Here is a 15,586-nt window from a genome sequence, read left to right on the forward strand (position 1 = left end):
CGGAGTCGGATGGTCGACCGGCCGGCGCGCGTCGTAGCCCGGCTCTACGGCCAAGCCGGCCGGTCGATCAGCCGGCCCGTTTCAGCCAACCCGAAGGGCCGGGCATCTTTCCGCCAGGATCAAAGGCGATCGGCTCGGACGTACCTTGGGGTATGCCCGTCGCCAATCGCCTTTGCCCTGACGAAAACCTGCTCCGGCAGAATGCTTCAATCTAACCCGGAAAGGCTCTAGAGGCTCCGCGCCCGCAGCAATGCCGGGATCTCCTCCGGGGAGACGGGTTTCGAGAAGCGGTAGCCTTGCGCCTCCTCGCAACGCGCCTGGCGCAGGAAATCCATCTGGGCGTCGGTTTCGACACCCTCGGCGAGAACCGAAAGCTTCAGCGTCTGCGCCAGCGAGATGACGGCCGAGGCGATGGCGACGGCGGTCTTGTCGCCCGGCAGGGCCTCGACCAGCGAACGGTCCATCTTCAGGCGGTCGAAGGGGAAGGTCTTCAGTGCAGCGAGGCTGGAATAGCCGGAGCCGAAGTCGTCGATCGACAGGCGAACACCCAGCGCCCGCAGCGATTCCATCATGGCGAGCGCGCGTTCGGCATCGTGCATCACCACGCTTTCGGTGACCTCCAGCTCCAGCCAGCGCGACTGCAGGCGGTGGCGCTCGAGCGCTTCGGTGACATGGGTTGCGAAATCCGGGTCGGCAAACTGCTTGGCGGAGACGTTGACGGCGATCGTCAGCGGCGGCAGGCCCATATCCTGCCAGTTGCGCGCCTGGCGGCAGGCCTCGTTCAGCACCCAGAGACCGAGGGAGACGATCAGGCCGGTCTCTTCGGCGAGCGGAATGAAATTGACCGGCGGCAGCCTGCCCTTGGCCGGATGGTTCCAGCGAACCAGCGCCTCGAGCCCGGTGATGCGGCCGGTGGCGACATCGACCTGCGGCTGATATTGCAGGAACAGCTGGTCGCCGGCGATCGCCAGGTGCAGTTCCTCGTGCTCGCCGAGCGGCATTCCGAGGGGCGTGCTGCCGCCCTCGTGATGTTGCAATGTGTTGCGGCCGAGTTCCTTGGCGCGGTACATGGCGCGGTCGGCATTGGCGAGAAGCTCTTCCGAGGTTGCGCCATCGAAGGGGAAGGCAGCGACACCGATGCTCGAGGTGACGGTGATCTCGCCGTCCGCGCCGCGGATCGGCCGGTTGATCGCCTTCTGCAGCTCGCGAAGACGGCGCGTGATGCCGGCATCGTGGCTCGACTGGTGGACGAGCACCACGAGGAATTCGTCGCCGCCGAGACGCACCACCATATCTGACGCCCTGACGCTATTGGCCATGCGGGCGGCAATCTCCTTCAGCACCTCGTCGCCGGCGGCGTGGCCGCGGCCATCATTGATGTCCTTGAAGTTGTCGAGATCGATATAGGCGACGGTCACCTTGCGGTTGTTGCGCCGGGCTTGGTCGAGGATACTCGCCAGCCGCTCCTTCAGGAAGGCGCGGTTCGGCAGGCCCGTGAGATCGTCATGATGGGCCATGAAATGAATGCGGTCGTCGACACGCTTGCGCTCGATGGCGATGCCGGCGATATGGGTGGCGAGCGCCACCAGCGTCATCTCGTGCTCGGTGGGACGGCGGACTTCCCTGGAATAGAGCGCGAACGTGCCGAGCACATTGTTCTGCGATGTGGCGATCGGCGTCGACCAGCAGGAGCGGAACCCGAACGGGGCAATCAACGCGCGAAAATCCTCCCAGAGCGGATCGCTCATCACGTCCTCGACGATCACGGTCTGACCGCGCCACGCGGCGGTGCCGCAGGACCCGACCTTCGGACCGATCGTGACACCATCGATGAGGCGGCTGTAGCCGCCGGGCAGATTGGGAGAGGCGCCGTGATAGAGCCTGGTGCCCTCGCTGTCGAGCAGCAGCACCGATCCGTCGATCCCGGTCAGTTGCGCCTCGATCATCAGCACAAGCGCCTCGAGGATCATCGGCAACGGCTCGTTGCGGGCAATCATTTCGAGCAGGCTCGCCTGGCCGCGATGCAGATCCTCCTGGCGCTTGCGTTCGGTGATATCACGGGAAACACCGATCAGGCCGACGATTTCGCCGCGATCGTTGCGCAGCGGGATCTTCGAGGTCAGCCGGCATATCGGTCTTCTACTGCCGGGAAGGACGTAGGATTCCTCCATGTCGATGCGGGCTTCGCCCGTCGTCATGATCTGCTGCTCGATATCGAAATGGTGGAGCGCCGTCTCGAAATCGAACAGGTCAAAATCGCGCTTGCCGGTCATCAGCGCAGCGCTCTCCAGGCCAAGGCTGCTGGCGGTGACGGCATTGGCAAAGACGAAGCGGCTGTCACGATCCTTGACGTAGAGAAAATCCGGAAGCTCGTGGACGATTTCCTTGAGGCGGAGGTTCTCGATACCCTCGGAAAAGTGGTGGGCGGTCGATGCCATCATTGCCTCCGTCGCGGCGACGATGCGCCGCGTTTCGGCCGTCAGGGCATCGGCTGATTCCCATCGCCTGGCACTCGGTTCGTGCATGCCGCCATTCTCCCCGCCGGCCGAAGGCCGTATCCCACACCCGTCATCATAGAATTTCCCTTAAAAGTAGTCCTCATTTCCTTCGGCTTGCTTAAATGAAAGGGTGAACAAGACGACAATATAAGCGGCGATATCCTGCCGTCGCGCTCGCCACGACGGCAATTTCGTCCGCCTTCGCCAAGCTTGTGCCAAAAGAATACATGCCCGCCTGGCACGTTTCCTGCTACGGGCGCGTTATGACAAGTGATCCCCGGATGCCCTCACGCCGCGACATGCTTCTATTCCTCGCGGCCTCGGCCGTTGCGGGAGGGACATCACGCGCCGTCGCCTCGCCGCTGACGGCGGCCGCTCAGCCCGACCTGCGTGGGGCAATCGACGCGGTGGAATATCGCGCCATTCCCGAAAATGGCGACCGCAAGACCCGCAACCTTGAGCAGATGATCAAACAGGCGGCGCGCGAGAACGTGCCGGTGTTCCTGCCGCCCGGCACCTACCGGGTCTCCAACCTCACCTTGCCCGACAATACCCGCATATCAGGCGTGCCCGGCGCCTCGCGGATCATCTATACCGGCGAGGGCCATCTGTTTTCGGCCGAGAACGTGCGGCGGATCGAGCTTTCCAATCTCGTCATCGACGGCGGCAACCGCAGGCTTGGCGACGATGCCGGCGGGCTGTTGCAATTTACCGGCGTCGACGAGGTGCTGATCGACAATTGCGAGATCGGCGGCAGCCGCAAACATGGCCTGCAGCTGGAGCGCTGCGGCGGCAGGATCGAGCGCAGCCACATTTCGGGGGCTGCCCAATCCGGACTTTACGCGGTGGATTCCACCAACCTTTCGGTCACCGGCAATACGGTCTCGGATTGCGGCAATGGCGGCATCCTGGTGCATCGCTGGAAGAAGGCGGAGGACGGCACGGTTGTATCCGGCAACCGCATCTCCAACATCCGCGCCAATGACGGCGGCACCGGCCAAAACGGCAACGGCATCAATATTTTCCGCGCCGACGGGGTGATGGTGGTGAACAACCACATCTCCGACTGCGCCTTTACGGCGATCCGCGCCAATTCGGCCTCGGATATCCAGATCAGCAGCAACCAGTGCCGGCGCTCCGGCGAGACGGCGATATATGTCGAATTCGCCTTCGAAGGCGCCGTCGTTTCCGCCAACATGATCGACGGGGCGGCAAACGGCATCTCGATCGCCAATTTCGACGAAGGCGGCAGGCTGGCGAGCGTCACCGGCAACGTCGTGCGCAACCTGACGCTGCGCGGCCCATACCAGCATGAGGTCGGTTTCGGCATCGGCATCGCGGCAGAGGCCGACACGCTGATTTCAGGCAATGTGATCGAGGGCGCGCCGCGCTGGGGGCTGCAGATCGGCTGGGGTCCCTATCTGCGCAACGTCGTTGTGACAGGCAATGTGGTGCGCAAGGCCCCGGTCGGTTGCGCCGTCTCGGTCGCCGACGGCGCCGGGACCGCGGTCATCACCGACAACATCTTCCAGGAGATCACCGAAGGCGCGGTTTTAGGCTTCCAGTGGGAGAAGAAGGTGTCCGGCGAGATGGCAGGCGGCGGCTCGCCCTATGCGCAGCTGACCGTGGAGCGAAACCGTATCTCCTGAAGGCCATCAAAAGCTTTCATCATCCCATCAGCCACAAGGACTTTTCCCACGCCGATCCGGCATTTACGGTCTCTCGGACACATCGAGGGGATATGGACATGCTGACAATCTACGGAGTCTATCGATCGCGCGCCTCACGCGTCTACTGGATGGCGGAGGAACTCGGGCTCGAATTCCGCTCGGTGCCGGTGCTGCAGGCAAGGCGGCTCGCAGATCCGCTAGCTCAGGATGCGCCGCTCAACACGCATTCGCCTGAATTCATTGCCGTCAACCCGATGGCGCAGATCCCCAGCATTCGGGACGGCGACCTCGTCATGCACGAGTCACTGGCGATCAATCTTTACCTCGCCCGTAAACATGGCGGACCGCTTTCCGGCCAAACCGTCGAAGAAGACGGATTGCTGACGATGTGGACGATCTGGGCGGCTGCGGAGGTCGAACCGCACACGGTGAAGATCGTACTCACCTATGATAACGGGCTTGAAAACAGCGAAGGTGGCCAACAGACGATCGCGGTTTCCTGCCGCTCGCTGCGCAGGCCGCTGGCGGTTCTCGAAGGCCACCTCGCCGGCCGGCAATGGATCGTCGGCGACCGTTTCACCGTTGCCGATCTCAACATCGCCGAGGTGCTGCGCTACGCCCAGAGCGAAGAGGCGCTTTTCCAGGCGCATCCGAATATCAAAGCCTGGATCGAGCGCTGCCAGTCGCGCCCGGCCTATAAGGCGATGCAAGCAACACGCAGCAAGGAGCCGATCTAAAGCGCGGCGCACCGAATTGCGTCCATTGGATACGGGGCCACGAGGCCTTAAAGTGGATGTCGTCTATGATCGAACGAATTTTAGAGCATCCTCGACGCTGCGTATGAATATCGAGGTGGTGTCGTCCGGCTTCTGACAACGTCCGCGCTGCTTCAAGCGTTGCCGATCGCGGGTCTCAGCCAAGCCACATCGATCAAGGCAGCCGCCAGCGCTTCGGCTTCACCGGCAAAGACACGATCGGAGTGACCACCGATCGGAAACCAGCCGCGCGCGTCCTCGACGTCTCGACGGAATTCCTCGAAGCCGACGGTTCCATCCGGCCGCCGAAATATATCGACGCAGCGGTCCGCGCCCTGATCGTTGATCGAGCGCAGCACTTTGTTCACATGCGCCATGAGCGTTTCTCCCAATCTGAAACATTCATTGAGGCTGGTGGATGTGGTTCAATCCGTTGAATTAGAACAAGATTTGGTTATCGAAGCCGATCTTCTCCAATTCCGGAGGCCACACTCGCCCTGATTAAGGATAGTCCATTGCTTGCCCGCCTGTCACCAGTTGCCGGCAATGATGAAGTCGTCCGGTTCGATGGCAGCGAACGGCCCGGAGTTCTGGCGCTCCGCGAGATTGAAGTCCATCCTGGTCGGGGGAAAATCACCTCATGAACTCACGGCCTCGGCCTGAGGATTACCGAAAGAGCGCCAGCGTGCCGGCCATTTCCTCACGGATCCAGGCCTTGAAATCCTTCACCTTCTTCGGCTCGCGCGTGCCTTCGGCCGTGACGAAATAATGACCGAAGCCGGTCGGCGCGCGAATGCCGAAGGGGGCGGCGAGCCGGCCTTCGGCGAGCGCAAAGGCGGCAAGGGTCTGCCAGGCCAGCATGACGCCCTGCCCTGCAATCGCCGCATCGAGGCAGAGCGAGGCGTCGTTGAAGATGTGACGGGTCGAAAGCGTAGCACCGGATAGTCCGACCTCGCGCATCCAGACCTCCCAGGTGAACATGGCATGGCCATCGATGATGGCAGGCAGCTCGAGAATATCGGCAGGCTCTTTCAATTTTGCCGCCATCTCGGGCGAACAGACGGGAAAGACCTCCTGCTCCAACAGCAGCTCTGCCTTCACGTCCGGCCATTTGCCGGTGCCGACGCGGATACCGATATCGACGTCGCAGAGGGCCGGATTGACGAGATTGGTGGTTGCATCCAGCCGCAGCTTGATGTCGGGATGGCGCTCGGCGAAGCGATCCAGCCGGCAGACCAGCCAGCGGGCGGCGAAAACCGGCGCCACCGAGATGGTCAGGATCGTATCGTCCTTGCGGCTGGCGATCGACACCGCCGCCGAAAGACGGGCGAACCCCTCGTCGAGCGCCAGAAGCACCGGCTGGCCGGCTTCGGTGGCGATCATGCCCCTGGCGGTGCGCTCGAAGATCACCTGACCAAGCTGGGCTTCTGCCTTGATGACCTGCTGGCTGACGGCGCCAACCGAGACGCCGAGTTCGTCGGCCGCCGCCTGGAGCGAGCCGAGACGACCGACGGCCTCCAACGCGCGCAGGCCGTTGAGATGGACCATGTTCAAGTTCTTCATATAGTTTTTCTATAGCGCCGCCGCATTAATCTCAATTGAAAATCTACCTGCTGAGGCCGACATTGCAAGCACAGGCAATCCATTCAAACGCAGGACGCGAGCGGATGGGATGGTTCAGCAGGCGCCAGCCGCCATTGATCATCCTTCTGCGCTACTGAGAAAGCGAGGCATGCCATGTCTTTGTTGAAGTTTTTCTTCACCCCTGTTCGGCAGGTGGCAAGCGCGGAAATTGCCCCAGCCTGGAAGGATGATCCCCTGCGACATCCCGAGGTCGAGCGCATGTCAATGCGCGAAATCGCCGATCTGCCGCTCGGGATGCCGGCCGGCTTTCCCAAAGAGACCAAGCCGCCGCTGGCGAAATGCGCGTGAAGATATGGTAGGTTCGCCCTAACCGAAAGGGCGGAGCAATGGCCGACGACGTCGATGCGATCTTCGAACGCCTGAAGCGGCTGGCGGCGGAAGCCGGCCTGCCTGATGTCGAGGAGAGCACCTCCTATGGCAATCCGGCGCTGAAGGTCGGCGGCAAGAGTTTTGTCGCGGTGAAGAATGCCGAGACGATCGTGATCTCGATTTCGCTCGACGACAAGGATCACCTGCTGGAAATGGCGCCTGACGTCTATTTTCAAACCGATCATTATGTCGGCTGGCCGCATCTGCCGGTGCGCGCCGCCGTGATCGGCGACGAAGAACTGCGGTTGCGACTGATCGGCGCCTGGCTGTTCCGGGCGCCGAAGAAGCTTGCCGCAGGTTTTAACGGTCAGGCCCGATCGTAGGCCAGCGCCCGCTGGACGGCGGGGCGCAGCAGCATGCGGGCGTGGTGGTCGCTCGCCTTTTCGAACCGGGCGGGATCGACGCCGTCCGATGGCAGCCAATCGGTCATGACGAAGAGATAGGGATCGGCGAGCGAATAGGCCTCACCCATCACCCATGGGCCTTCGAACATCGTCTGCTCGATCAGCGTGAAACAATCGGCCATGTTCTCGGGCACCTTGGCCTTCATTGCCTCGATTGCCGCCGGCTCGTCGGCCCAGCGCGAGCCGCGCGGGCGATGGGCATGGTTCACATGCACGGTCGAGCAGATATAGCTGTTAAAGGACTGGAGCCTGGCAAATTCGAAGGCATCGTCAAGCGGCGCCAGCTTGGCGGCCGGCGCGCTCTGGGCGATATAGGCCAGGATCGCCGGCGTTTCCGTCAGCACGCCATAATCGGTGACCAGTGCCGGCACCCGGCCCTTCGGGTTGATCTTCAGATAGTCCGGCGAACGCTGCTCGCCATCGCGGAGGCTGATCTTCTTCGTTTCGAAGGCCAGGCCGGATTCTTCCAGGGCAATAAGGCTTGCGAGCGCGCAGGTTCCCGGCGCGTAATACAGTGTCAGCATGGTTCTCGACTCCCTTTCGGCAAGGGTTATAGCGCAGCGGTCGGTGGGCCGGAACTGGGGAGATTGGGTTTTGATCGTCCATCGGGACAAGGTGGGTGCGAGTGTGAGGACATGATCGGTGTGCCGTGTGGCCCCCTCATCCGACGGGTCGGTTGAGGGGGTGAGCGGCAAAGCTGCGAATGCGCTGAGTGTAAGGAAGGGCAAAGCGCGGGCGCAGCAATCCGCTCAGCCGCAGCCCGGCACGTCTTCCAGCCGGTTCCAGACCGGGATGCCGCGTTCCCTGGCAATGCGCACGTCGTTGTCAGCTCCCTTGGAATCGCCCGGCAGGCGCAGCACGCCTTCGCAGAGCTGCAGCAGCCGACCGGCGACCGGGTGGAAGATCTCTTCGTAGAGCGCATCGCCGACCGACCGGCCGCCGGCGGCGTGCCAGATCGGCAGTGCCACCCATTCGCCGATCATCGGCACGTGGCCGGCTTCAAACAGCGCGTGTGAGGGTTCTTCCAGCCGCTTCAGGTTGGCGGCCATCTTTTCCGGGTCGTCGCCCGTTCCGGACCGATAGGGCCCGGCAATCAAAATCAACATGATCCACTCCTTCGCTCCGCATCTGCGTGAGCACTCCCGGCATCATGCACGGGATTTCGTGAAAATGCACGATATTTCTTGAATGTCGAGTCGTTTCGTGCAATATCGGGCTATTATGTTTAATTTCGTGCAGAGAGACGATGCTGACAACGCAACGCAAGACCCTCATTCTCGACATCCTGCGCCGTGACGGCCAGGTGATCGCCAAGCGCGTCGCCGAGGATTTCGCCCTTTCGGAAGACACGATCCGGCGCGACCTCAGGGAAATGGCGGCGGAGGGGCTGCTGAAACGGGTGCATGGCGGGGCGATGCCGCTGGCGCCTGACCTGCCTGACTTCACCGCCCGGCGCAGCGTGTCGTCACAGATCAAGGCACGGCTGGGAGCAGCGGCGGCGGCGATGGTCAAGCCCGACCAGATGATCTTCCTCGATGGCGGCACGACCACGGCGGAGATCGCCCGGCATTTGCCGCGCGACATGCCGCTGACGGTTGCGACCCACAGCCCGACGATCGCCGCCGAGTTGGAGCACCACCCGACAGCCGAGGTGATCCTGACCGGCGGACGGCTCTACAAACATTCGATGGTGGCGACGGGCGCAGCGGCGGCAGCGGCGATCTCGCAGCTTCGCCCCGACCTCTTCTTCCTCGGGGTGACGGCGGCGCATCCGGTGCACGGGCTTTCCACCGGCGATTTCGAGGAAGCGGCGATCAAGCGGCACATTGCCCGCTGCTCGGCCGAAACGCATGTGCTGCTGACTGAGGAGAAGTTCGACCTCGTCTCGCCCTGCCCGGTGCTTGGCATTTCCGAGGTGGCGGGGCTGATCGTGCCCATGGAGGTGACCGCCGAACGGCTGAAACCCTATCGCGATCTCAACGGCGCAATCGCCGCAGCATGATGGTGCTGCGGGAGGGCTGCGGTGCTGCAGCATGCGGCAAGAGACTTGCGGCAAGGGCCGCGATGAAGGCCGCCAACACGGCATAGGCCGGCGCCATGCTGCCGGTTCCAATGGTGAGCACCGTCTGCAGATATGGCTGCGCCAACGCGATGACGATGGAAAGTGCCGGCATGTCGAGCAGGGTCCCGGCGATCCGCGAGAGTTCCGGCATGAAGGCTGCGCCAGCAAGCGCGCCGTAAACCGCCGTCAGGCGGAGTGTAAGGCGCAACGGCACCGAGGCTGCAAGCGGCAGCATGTCGCCATCCTCGAGGGCAAACATGAGATAGGCTGCGAAAGCCGCCAGAAACAGGAAGGCGACGGGCAGTGCGGCCAGGGTAGCGGATTGCGTCAGCGCCGCCGCATCCGCCGCCAGGAAGAGCAGGATCGGCGTGGAAGCGACGAACCAGATGGCGACGATCGGCCCCCAGAACCAGATGAGCGAGAGAGCGTGAAGACGGAGCAGCGTCGCCATGAAGAGCACGCCGATCGCGGTCCAGATGCAGGCGGGTTTGAGCACGCCCGATATCAGCCGCAGGGCCGGCTCGCAGGTCCCGGCCATCTCGCCGCAGCCGGACAGCTGGATCGTGAGCCAGGTGATATAATCGAGGCTCAACGTAGCGAACATGAAGATGCCGATGCCCATCAGCATCCACCAGAGATAGCGGCCTGCAAACATGCCCTGCCCTCACGGCTTCCAGGACTGTGCTCACGTCGCCGCGAAAGGGTGCATCCGCGATCGCAGGACGTACCCCTTTTATATTAGGCAATTCTTATTTTTCTAATAACTTATGTAAGCAAGCTCGACTCATCCGCCAAGGCGGAAGTAACCCTGACATCGCCGACATGGATGCCGTTCCAATTGCGCATTGGCTTCGTGGTATGGGCGATCAGGGCCGCATGCACCTCGCTCTCCGTCTCGAAGAAGCGGGCGAGGGTCGCCGCCACCATGGCTTCGGCGGCGCGGGTCGTGCCATCCTCGCATTTCAGCGCGATGGCAATGCCCTTTTCCGGGATGGCGGCGCAGAAAACGCCTTCGGCGCCTGTTTTGCAGAAGATGCGGCCGGGGGCGATCTGCATCAGTTCCGTGCAGGCGCGGCCGGAGCCCGCGACATAGAAGGGCTCGGCCATGCAGGCCTCGATCAGGCGGCGGGAGGCCTTGGCGCGCAGCGGTTCCAAGCCGTTGCCGGTCGCCATTTTCGCAAAACCGTGAGCAAGGCTCTTGAGCGGCACGGCATAGGTCGGAATCGAGCAGCCGTCGGTGCCGCAGCTCTCGGCGCCAAGCACGGCGCCGGTCAGGCTTTCCATCGCCGCGCGGATCTCGACCTGCAGCGGGTGCTGATAGCCGACATAGCCCTTCGGATCGAGGTCCTGATGACAGCAGGCGCAGATGAAGCCGGCATGTTTTCCCGAGCAATTGTTGTGTAGCGCGGTCGGCGCCTCGAGCGTGCGGGCCTGATGGATCAGGGTCTTCTGATGGAACGACCAGTGGGCGCCGCATTCCAGCGCCTCGGCGTCGCGACCGGCGCGCGACAGCATGGAAGCGGCCAGCGCCACATGCTCGTCCTCGCCACTATGCGAGGCGCAGGCCAGCGCCAATTCCTTGTCGCCGAAGCCGTAGGCATCGGCCGCACCACTCTCGATGAGCGGCAGCGCCTGCATCGCCTTGCAGGACGAGCGCGGGAAGATGGCCGCCTCGATATCGCCCAACGAGAAGACAAGCTTGCCGTCGCCATCAACGACAGCCACCGCGCCGCGATGGCGACTTTCGACGAGCAGGCCGCGGGTGACTTCGACGGTGACGGGATTGGTCATGAGCTCTCATCCGGATGCTGGCGGGGTTGCGCAGTCCATAACGCGTCACGCGGCGAAAGCCAACGGGGTTGACGTTTTGCCAGGTTTAGGTGGCTAGGCGGGTGCCTGCTGATAGTGCCGGCTCTATGTATGGCAGGACGTCACCCTACCCTCCGTCATCCTCGGGCTTGACCCGAGGATCTACGCTGGCCTCGACTGGTAGCGGGCATGGATCCTCAGCTCAAGGCCGAGGATGACGGAGAGTGGGGTGAGCTTTGTGGCCAGTACAGCAACGTTAGAGGGAATCGGAGCCGAAGTGCGCCCCTCCCAAGCCTCGAGTTTGGACGCCTCGAGACATCTGGTCGCGAAATTCTGAAATAGGCATTCAGCCCCCTTGCAGGCTTGGACGCGATCACATCGTCCAAACATTCATCACAAAAATTGATGGAGACGATCTAAAACTATCGTTTCTCTGATAGGTCCGATGCAGCTAAGAGTGGTGCATCAGGAACCGCCCCCATGCCATCCACCTTTTCCTTGATCCTTCGCGACAACAGGATCCGTATTCCGACCGTGACACTCGTCGCGCTCGCCTTCACCTATGCTTCGACCGCGCCCTACCAGTCGATCATCGGGATCAACGAACTCGGCTTGAGCAATGGCGCCTATTCGGCGCTGGTGTTCTTCTCGGCAATCGTCAACGTCACGACAAGCCTGACGCTCGGCATCTGGTCGGACAGGCTGAAAGAGCGCCGGCCGCTGGTGCTGGGGCTTTGCGTCGCCGGCATGCTCGGCTTCGGGTCGATCGCGATCTTTCATAGCCCCATGGTCTTCATCTTCTCCACGCTGCTGCTGGTACCGATGAGCAATTCCACCTATTCGCTGCTGTTCGCCAGCCTGCGCGCCAGGACCAATCAGATGGACCGTGGCCAGGGGGCGGCGATCACCGCAACCGTGCGGGCGCTCTTTTCCGGCTCATGGGCGCTGGCGCCGGGGTTGATCGGCCTCTATCTCGTCAGTTCGCCGTCGATGACGCCGGCCTATGGGATCGCGGCATTGGCAAGCTGCACCTGCTTCTGCCTGTATTTCTTCTTCGCACCCCGAAATGGCGCCGCCGGCCCTGCCCCCGATCACGCCGGGTTCTTTGCTTCGCTGAAACGGATTCTTGTGCCGCATGTGCTGTCGCGCGTTATCGTCATGGCGATGCTGTTCGGGCTGCAGCGGCTGAACAGCATGCTCTTGCCGCTGATCATCACCCATGCGGCCGGCGGCACCGTCGTCGATGTCGGCTTCATGGCAGGTTTGACGGCCTTGCTCGAGATGCCGTTCATGATGATGTGGGGCTTTGCGCAGCGCCGCTTCCGCACCGTGCATGTGCTCGCCTTCGGCGCGCTGATCTATTGCGTCTATCTGCTGCTGCTTGGTTTTGCTTCCGCGCCCTGGCACATCTATGCACTACTCCTCCTCAATGCCTGCGGGGCGGCAGCGATCCTCAGCGTGCCGATCACCTATCTGCAGGACCTGATCGCGGACCGACCGGGGCTTGGAACCTCGCTGATCTCGCTGAACACGTTCATTGGGACCGGCATCAGCGCCGGCCTCTTCGCTTTCGGCACCGCGATCACCGATTATTCCGGCACCGCCTTTGTCGGCGCGGCCGCGGGTCTCGCATCGATCGGAGTGCTGCTCTATCTCGAAAGCAACTGGCGGCAGGCGCGGCAGCCGGCGTGAAGCGCCAGCCGGTTGCGAGCGATATCGGTCAACGCGGCATGATGTGGTAGGCGCAGCGGCGGGCGCCGGCGAGGATGTGTTCGCTGCGCTCGATATCGGCGCCGAGGACGGCGCGGAAGGTTTCGAGTTCGGAGCGGCAGAAGCCGGCGCAGACGGTTGCGGCGGCGCAGATCGGGCAGTGGTTTTCGACCAGCATGAAGGAGCCGTCCGCCTCCTGCCAGTGATCGGCCATATAGCCCTCGCGGGTGCGGATGCCGGCAAGGGCCTCGATGCGCGAGGCAAGGTCATGCGCCTCGCTGAGTTCCTGCCGATAGCGCTGCAGCGGCCAATGGCGCCGGCCTCGTCGATCCGGGCGGCGTTGCAGGCAGCATCTCGGCGGCCCACTGGCTCTATGTCGCGATGGCGCTGCCCGGCATCGTCGCGATTGTGGCGGCGATGACGCTGAGAGACAGCCGAAATTAAAAAGGGCGCCTCGGGTTCGGGGCGCCTTTTCATAACTGAATGCTTGCTGCGCTCTTAGAACAGGATGATTTAGGCCCTATCGGCCTAAGGTCCGAATCCTGTTCTCAATTCAAGAGTTAGAGCATGATGTCGTCCGAAAACCACTCACACTTTTCGGACGACATCATGCTCTAAAGCGCGTCGCATCAAATTTGCTTCATGCAACACGCTTTAGCTCTTTGTTTTTATGCATGTCGTTGTCCCGGAACCGCTGCACACTTCCGGGCGACATGCATTAGGCGACGTTGCGCTCCGGTTCCGGCTCCTGCTGGACGGCCTGCTGCTTCACGCCGAGATAGAGGACGGAGCTGCGGCCGATGCCATAGGTATCGCAGACCTCGGGCGTCAGGAATTCGGTGACCGGAACTTGCTGCACCGCCAAACCGGCGCGCTGGATCACATCGATGAACCCGGACCTTGAGAAGAGGCGCACATGGTCGTCTTGGCCGAAATGCGCCCAGCGGCCTTCCGGCGTCGTCACTTCGGGATTTTCATAGTTGTCCTCGATCGACAGGCAGATCGGCGCCATCAGGATGGCGATGCTGTGCTCCTTGAGAACACGCCGGATTTCGGCGGTGGCACGCACCGGATCCTCGACATGTTCGAGCACATGGGAGCAAAGCACGAAGTCGAAGCTCTCGTCGGCGTAGGGCAGGTTGTGGATATCAGCTTTGTCGTCTGCCTCGGGCATATACATGTCGCAGCTGCGGTAGAAGATATGCGGGTGGCTCTTGAGCCAGAAGCTCAAGGCCCGTCCCGGCGCAATGTCCAGGAACCGGAAGGGATGCGCCTGGTTGAGGCGCTGGAACACTGGCGTCAGGAACAGCGCGTAGAGCCTGTCGCGATCGGACGAATGACAATTGGGGCAGCTATAGGCCTGATGGTTGATCGTCTCGAATTCATCGACGCGATAGGGAAAGCCGTGCTCGACCGCCTTGTCGATGTAGTAGCGCGGAAGCGGTATGAAATGCGGAATTCTGCTGCGGCAGATGGGGCAGGCGTGGAATAGAGCCATTGCATTCCTCGTAGGGACCGTACATTGCGCAAGCAACACCACATCAAGATGCGCAGTTTCGGGGCCGGGTTTCGATCAGACGACTGTTCAACGACCCGGGGAGACTCACAAACGGCCAGGATCAGCTTCACCTTGCGCACAAATGCTGGTCCGAAGCTGACCTCAGACGGTGAGCATGACCTTGCCGACATGGCTGCCGTCTTCCAGCAGCCGGTGGGCTTCGATAACCTCTTCGAAGGCAAAGACCTTGTGGATGACGGGCGCAACGGTGCCGGCTTCCAGCAGCGGCCAGACCTCGGAGAGCAAGTCGTCGCGGATGGCGCGTTTTTCTTCTGCCGTGCGCGGCCGCATGGTGGAGCCGGTGACCGTCAGCCGCTTGACCATGATCGGCGAGAGATTGACCTTTTCGGCGATCGCGCCGCCGAGGAAGGCGATGATCGACAGGCAGCCGTCCTTGGCCAACGAGCCGATGTTGCGCTCGAAATAGGAGGCGCCGATCATGTCGAGGATGATATCGACGCCGTGGCCGGTCTCGGCCTTGATCACCTCGGCGAAATCCTCGGTCCTGTAGTTGATCGCGCGTTTGGCGCCGAGCCTCTCACAGGCCTCGCATTTCTCCTTCGAACCCGCCGTCGCGTATACCTCGGCGCCGAAGGCGCGGGCGAGCTGGATCGCCGTCGTGCCGATGCCGCTGGAGCCGCCATGGATCAGCACGGTTTCGCCTTCCGTCAGCCCAGCCATCTGGAAGAGATTCGCCCAGACGGTGAAGAAGGTCTCGGGCAAAGCTGCCGCCTTCACCGCGTCATAGCCATTAGGGAACGGCAGGATCTGGCCTGCCGGCAGCAGGCAATATTCGGCATAGGCGCCACCATTGGCGAGCCCGCAGACCTTGTCGCCGACGCCATAGCCGCTGACGCCGGGGCCGACGGCAACGATTTCGCCTGATAGCTCCAGACCGAGGATCGGGCTCGCATCCTTGGGCGGGGGATAGCTGCCCTGGCGCTGGGCAATATCGGGGCGGTTGACGCCGATTGCCTCGGCGCGCACCAGAACCTGCCCGTCTTGCGGTACGGGAAGCGGTCGCTTGCCGATCGTCATCACCTCCGGCCCGCCAAAGGACGGCAGATCGACGAAACGCATTTCCTGAGGCAATGGCATGACCCGGCT

The 15,586-nt window shown here is 62.5% G+C and carries 15 protein-coding genes and 2 pseudogenes; 7 read left to right on the forward strand and 10 right to left on the reverse strand.

Annotation, left to right across the window (positions count from 1 at the left end; translation table 11 throughout):
* Positions 1-227: 227 nt before the first annotated feature.
* Complete coding sequence (locus AC1D2N_RS27295) at positions 228-2,525, reverse strand: sensor domain-containing protein (RefSeq protein ID WP_477982370.1); 2,298 nt, start codon at positions 2,523-2,525, stop codon at positions 228-230.
* 254 nt (positions 2,526-2,779) lie between these two features.
* Between AC1D2N_RS27295 and AC1D2N_RS27300 the strand changes: the two genes are divergently transcribed.
* Positions 2,780-4,147 carry a TIGR03808 family TAT-translocated repetitive protein gene (locus tag AC1D2N_RS27300; RefSeq protein WP_130653515.1) on the forward strand — a complete coding sequence of 456 codons (1,368 nt, stop codon included), beginning with the start codon at positions 2,780-2,782 and terminating at the stop codon, positions 4,145-4,147.
* A gap of 98 nt (positions 4,148-4,245) precedes the next feature.
* The gene (locus AC1D2N_RS27305) at positions 4,246-4,905 is read left to right on the forward strand and encodes a glutathione S-transferase family protein (RefSeq protein WP_130652010.1); all 660 of its coding nucleotides are present in this window, start codon (positions 4,246-4,248) and stop codon (positions 4,903-4,905) included.
* A gap of 152 nt (positions 4,906-5,057) precedes the next feature.
* Here AC1D2N_RS27305 and AC1D2N_RS27310 read toward each other — a convergent pair whose 3' ends face one another.
* Together AC1D2N_RS27310 and AC1D2N_RS27315 are read right to left on the reverse strand one after the other, a co-directional pair.
* Positions 5,058-5,300 (reverse strand): hypothetical protein, encoded by a 243-nt coding sequence (locus AC1D2N_RS27310; RefSeq protein WP_028734128.1) that lies wholly within the window; start codon positions 5,298-5,300, stop codon positions 5,058-5,060.
* A gap of 289 nt (positions 5,301-5,589) precedes the next feature.
* A complete protein-coding gene (locus tag AC1D2N_RS27315; RefSeq protein WP_028734129.1) occupies positions 5,590-6,486 on the reverse strand; it encodes a LysR substrate-binding domain-containing protein in 897 nt (298 codons plus the stop codon).
* Positions 6,487-6,660: 174 nt separating this feature from the next.
* Here AC1D2N_RS27315 and AC1D2N_RS27320 point away from each other — a divergent pair, with 174 nt between their 5' ends.
* On the forward strand, positions 6,661-6,855 hold the full coding sequence (locus tag AC1D2N_RS27320; protein WP_028734130.1) for a hypothetical protein: 195 nt from the start codon (positions 6,661-6,663) through the stop codon (positions 6,853-6,855).
* Positions 6,856-6,893: 38 nt separating this feature from the next.
* Positions 6,894-7,259, forward strand: coding sequence for an MmcQ/YjbR family DNA-binding protein (locus AC1D2N_RS27325; RefSeq protein ID WP_018241170.1), 366 nt, complete (start codon positions 6,894-6,896; stop codon positions 7,257-7,259).
* On the opposite strand, the gene AC1D2N_RS27330 is transcribed toward AC1D2N_RS27325, so the two are convergent.
* Both AC1D2N_RS27330 and AC1D2N_RS27335 read right to left on the reverse strand, forming a co-directional pair.
* Positions 7,244-7,864: a glutathione S-transferase family protein gene (locus AC1D2N_RS27330; protein ID WP_028734131.1), complete on the reverse strand. Its 621-nt coding sequence runs from the start codon at positions 7,862-7,864 to the stop codon at positions 7,244-7,246. The genes AC1D2N_RS27325 and AC1D2N_RS27330 overlap by 16 nt on opposite strands.
* Positions 7,865-8,089: 225 nt before the next feature.
* Positions 8,090-8,446, reverse strand: a complete 357-nt coding sequence (locus AC1D2N_RS27335) for a hypothetical protein (protein WP_018241168.1) — start codon at positions 8,444-8,446, stop codon at positions 8,090-8,092.
* 140 nt (positions 8,447-8,586) lie between these two features.
* On the opposite strand from AC1D2N_RS27335, the gene AC1D2N_RS27340 reads away from it, so the two are divergent.
* Positions 8,587-9,342 carry a DeoR/GlpR family DNA-binding transcription regulator gene (locus AC1D2N_RS27340; protein ID WP_130652009.1) on the forward strand — a complete coding sequence of 252 codons (756 nt, stop codon included), beginning with the start codon at positions 8,587-8,589 and terminating at the stop codon, positions 9,340-9,342.
* Here the strand turns inward: AC1D2N_RS27340 and AC1D2N_RS27345 are convergent.
* Both AC1D2N_RS27345 and AC1D2N_RS27350 read right to left on the reverse strand, forming a co-directional pair.
* Positions 9,317-10,057: a hypothetical protein gene (locus AC1D2N_RS27345; RefSeq protein ID WP_018241166.1), complete on the reverse strand. Its 741-nt coding sequence runs from the start codon at positions 10,055-10,057 to the stop codon at positions 9,317-9,319. The two genes, AC1D2N_RS27340 and AC1D2N_RS27345, sit on opposite strands and share 26 nt — an antisense overlap.
* 110 nt (positions 10,058-10,167) lie before the next feature.
* Positions 10,168-11,193: an asparaginase gene (locus tag AC1D2N_RS27350; protein WP_130652008.1), complete on the reverse strand. Its 1,026-nt coding sequence runs from the start codon at positions 11,191-11,193 to the stop codon at positions 10,168-10,170.
* A 498-nt stretch (positions 11,194-11,691) separates the two neighbouring features.
* On the opposite strand from AC1D2N_RS27350, the gene AC1D2N_RS27355 reads away from it, so the two are divergent.
* The gene (locus AC1D2N_RS27355; protein WP_130652007.1) at positions 11,692-12,903 is read left to right on the forward strand and encodes an MFS transporter; all 1,212 of its coding nucleotides are present in this window, start codon (positions 11,692-11,694) and stop codon (positions 12,901-12,903) included.
* Between the two features lie 28 nt (positions 12,904-12,931).
* On the opposite strand, the pseudogene AC1D2N_RS27360 reads toward AC1D2N_RS27355, so the two are convergent.
* Positions 12,932-13,225: pseudogene (locus AC1D2N_RS27360) on the reverse strand (helix-turn-helix transcriptional regulator); the annotation flags it as partial.
* On the opposite strand from AC1D2N_RS27360, the pseudogene AC1D2N_RS27365 reads away from it, so the two are divergent.
* A pseudogene (locus AC1D2N_RS27365) lies at positions 13,210-13,365 on the forward strand (MFS transporter); the annotation flags it as partial. The pseudogenes AC1D2N_RS27360 and AC1D2N_RS27365 overlap by 16 nt on opposite strands.
* Before the next feature lie 274 nt (positions 13,366-13,639).
* Here the strand turns inward: AC1D2N_RS27365 and AC1D2N_RS27370 are convergent.
* The gene (locus tag AC1D2N_RS27370) at positions 13,640-14,419 is read right to left on the reverse strand and encodes a class I SAM-dependent methyltransferase (RefSeq protein ID WP_018241160.1); all 780 of its coding nucleotides are present in this window, start codon (positions 14,417-14,419) and stop codon (positions 13,640-13,642) included.
* Positions 14,420-14,581: 162 nt separating this feature from the next.
* A complete protein-coding gene (locus AC1D2N_RS27375) occupies positions 14,582-15,577 on the reverse strand; it encodes an NAD(P)H-quinone oxidoreductase (RefSeq protein WP_130652006.1) in 996 nt (331 codons plus the stop codon).
* Between the last annotated feature and the right edge of the window lie 9 nt (positions 15,578-15,586).

Source organism: Rhizobium sp. P1_B8 (assembly GCF_056406515.1).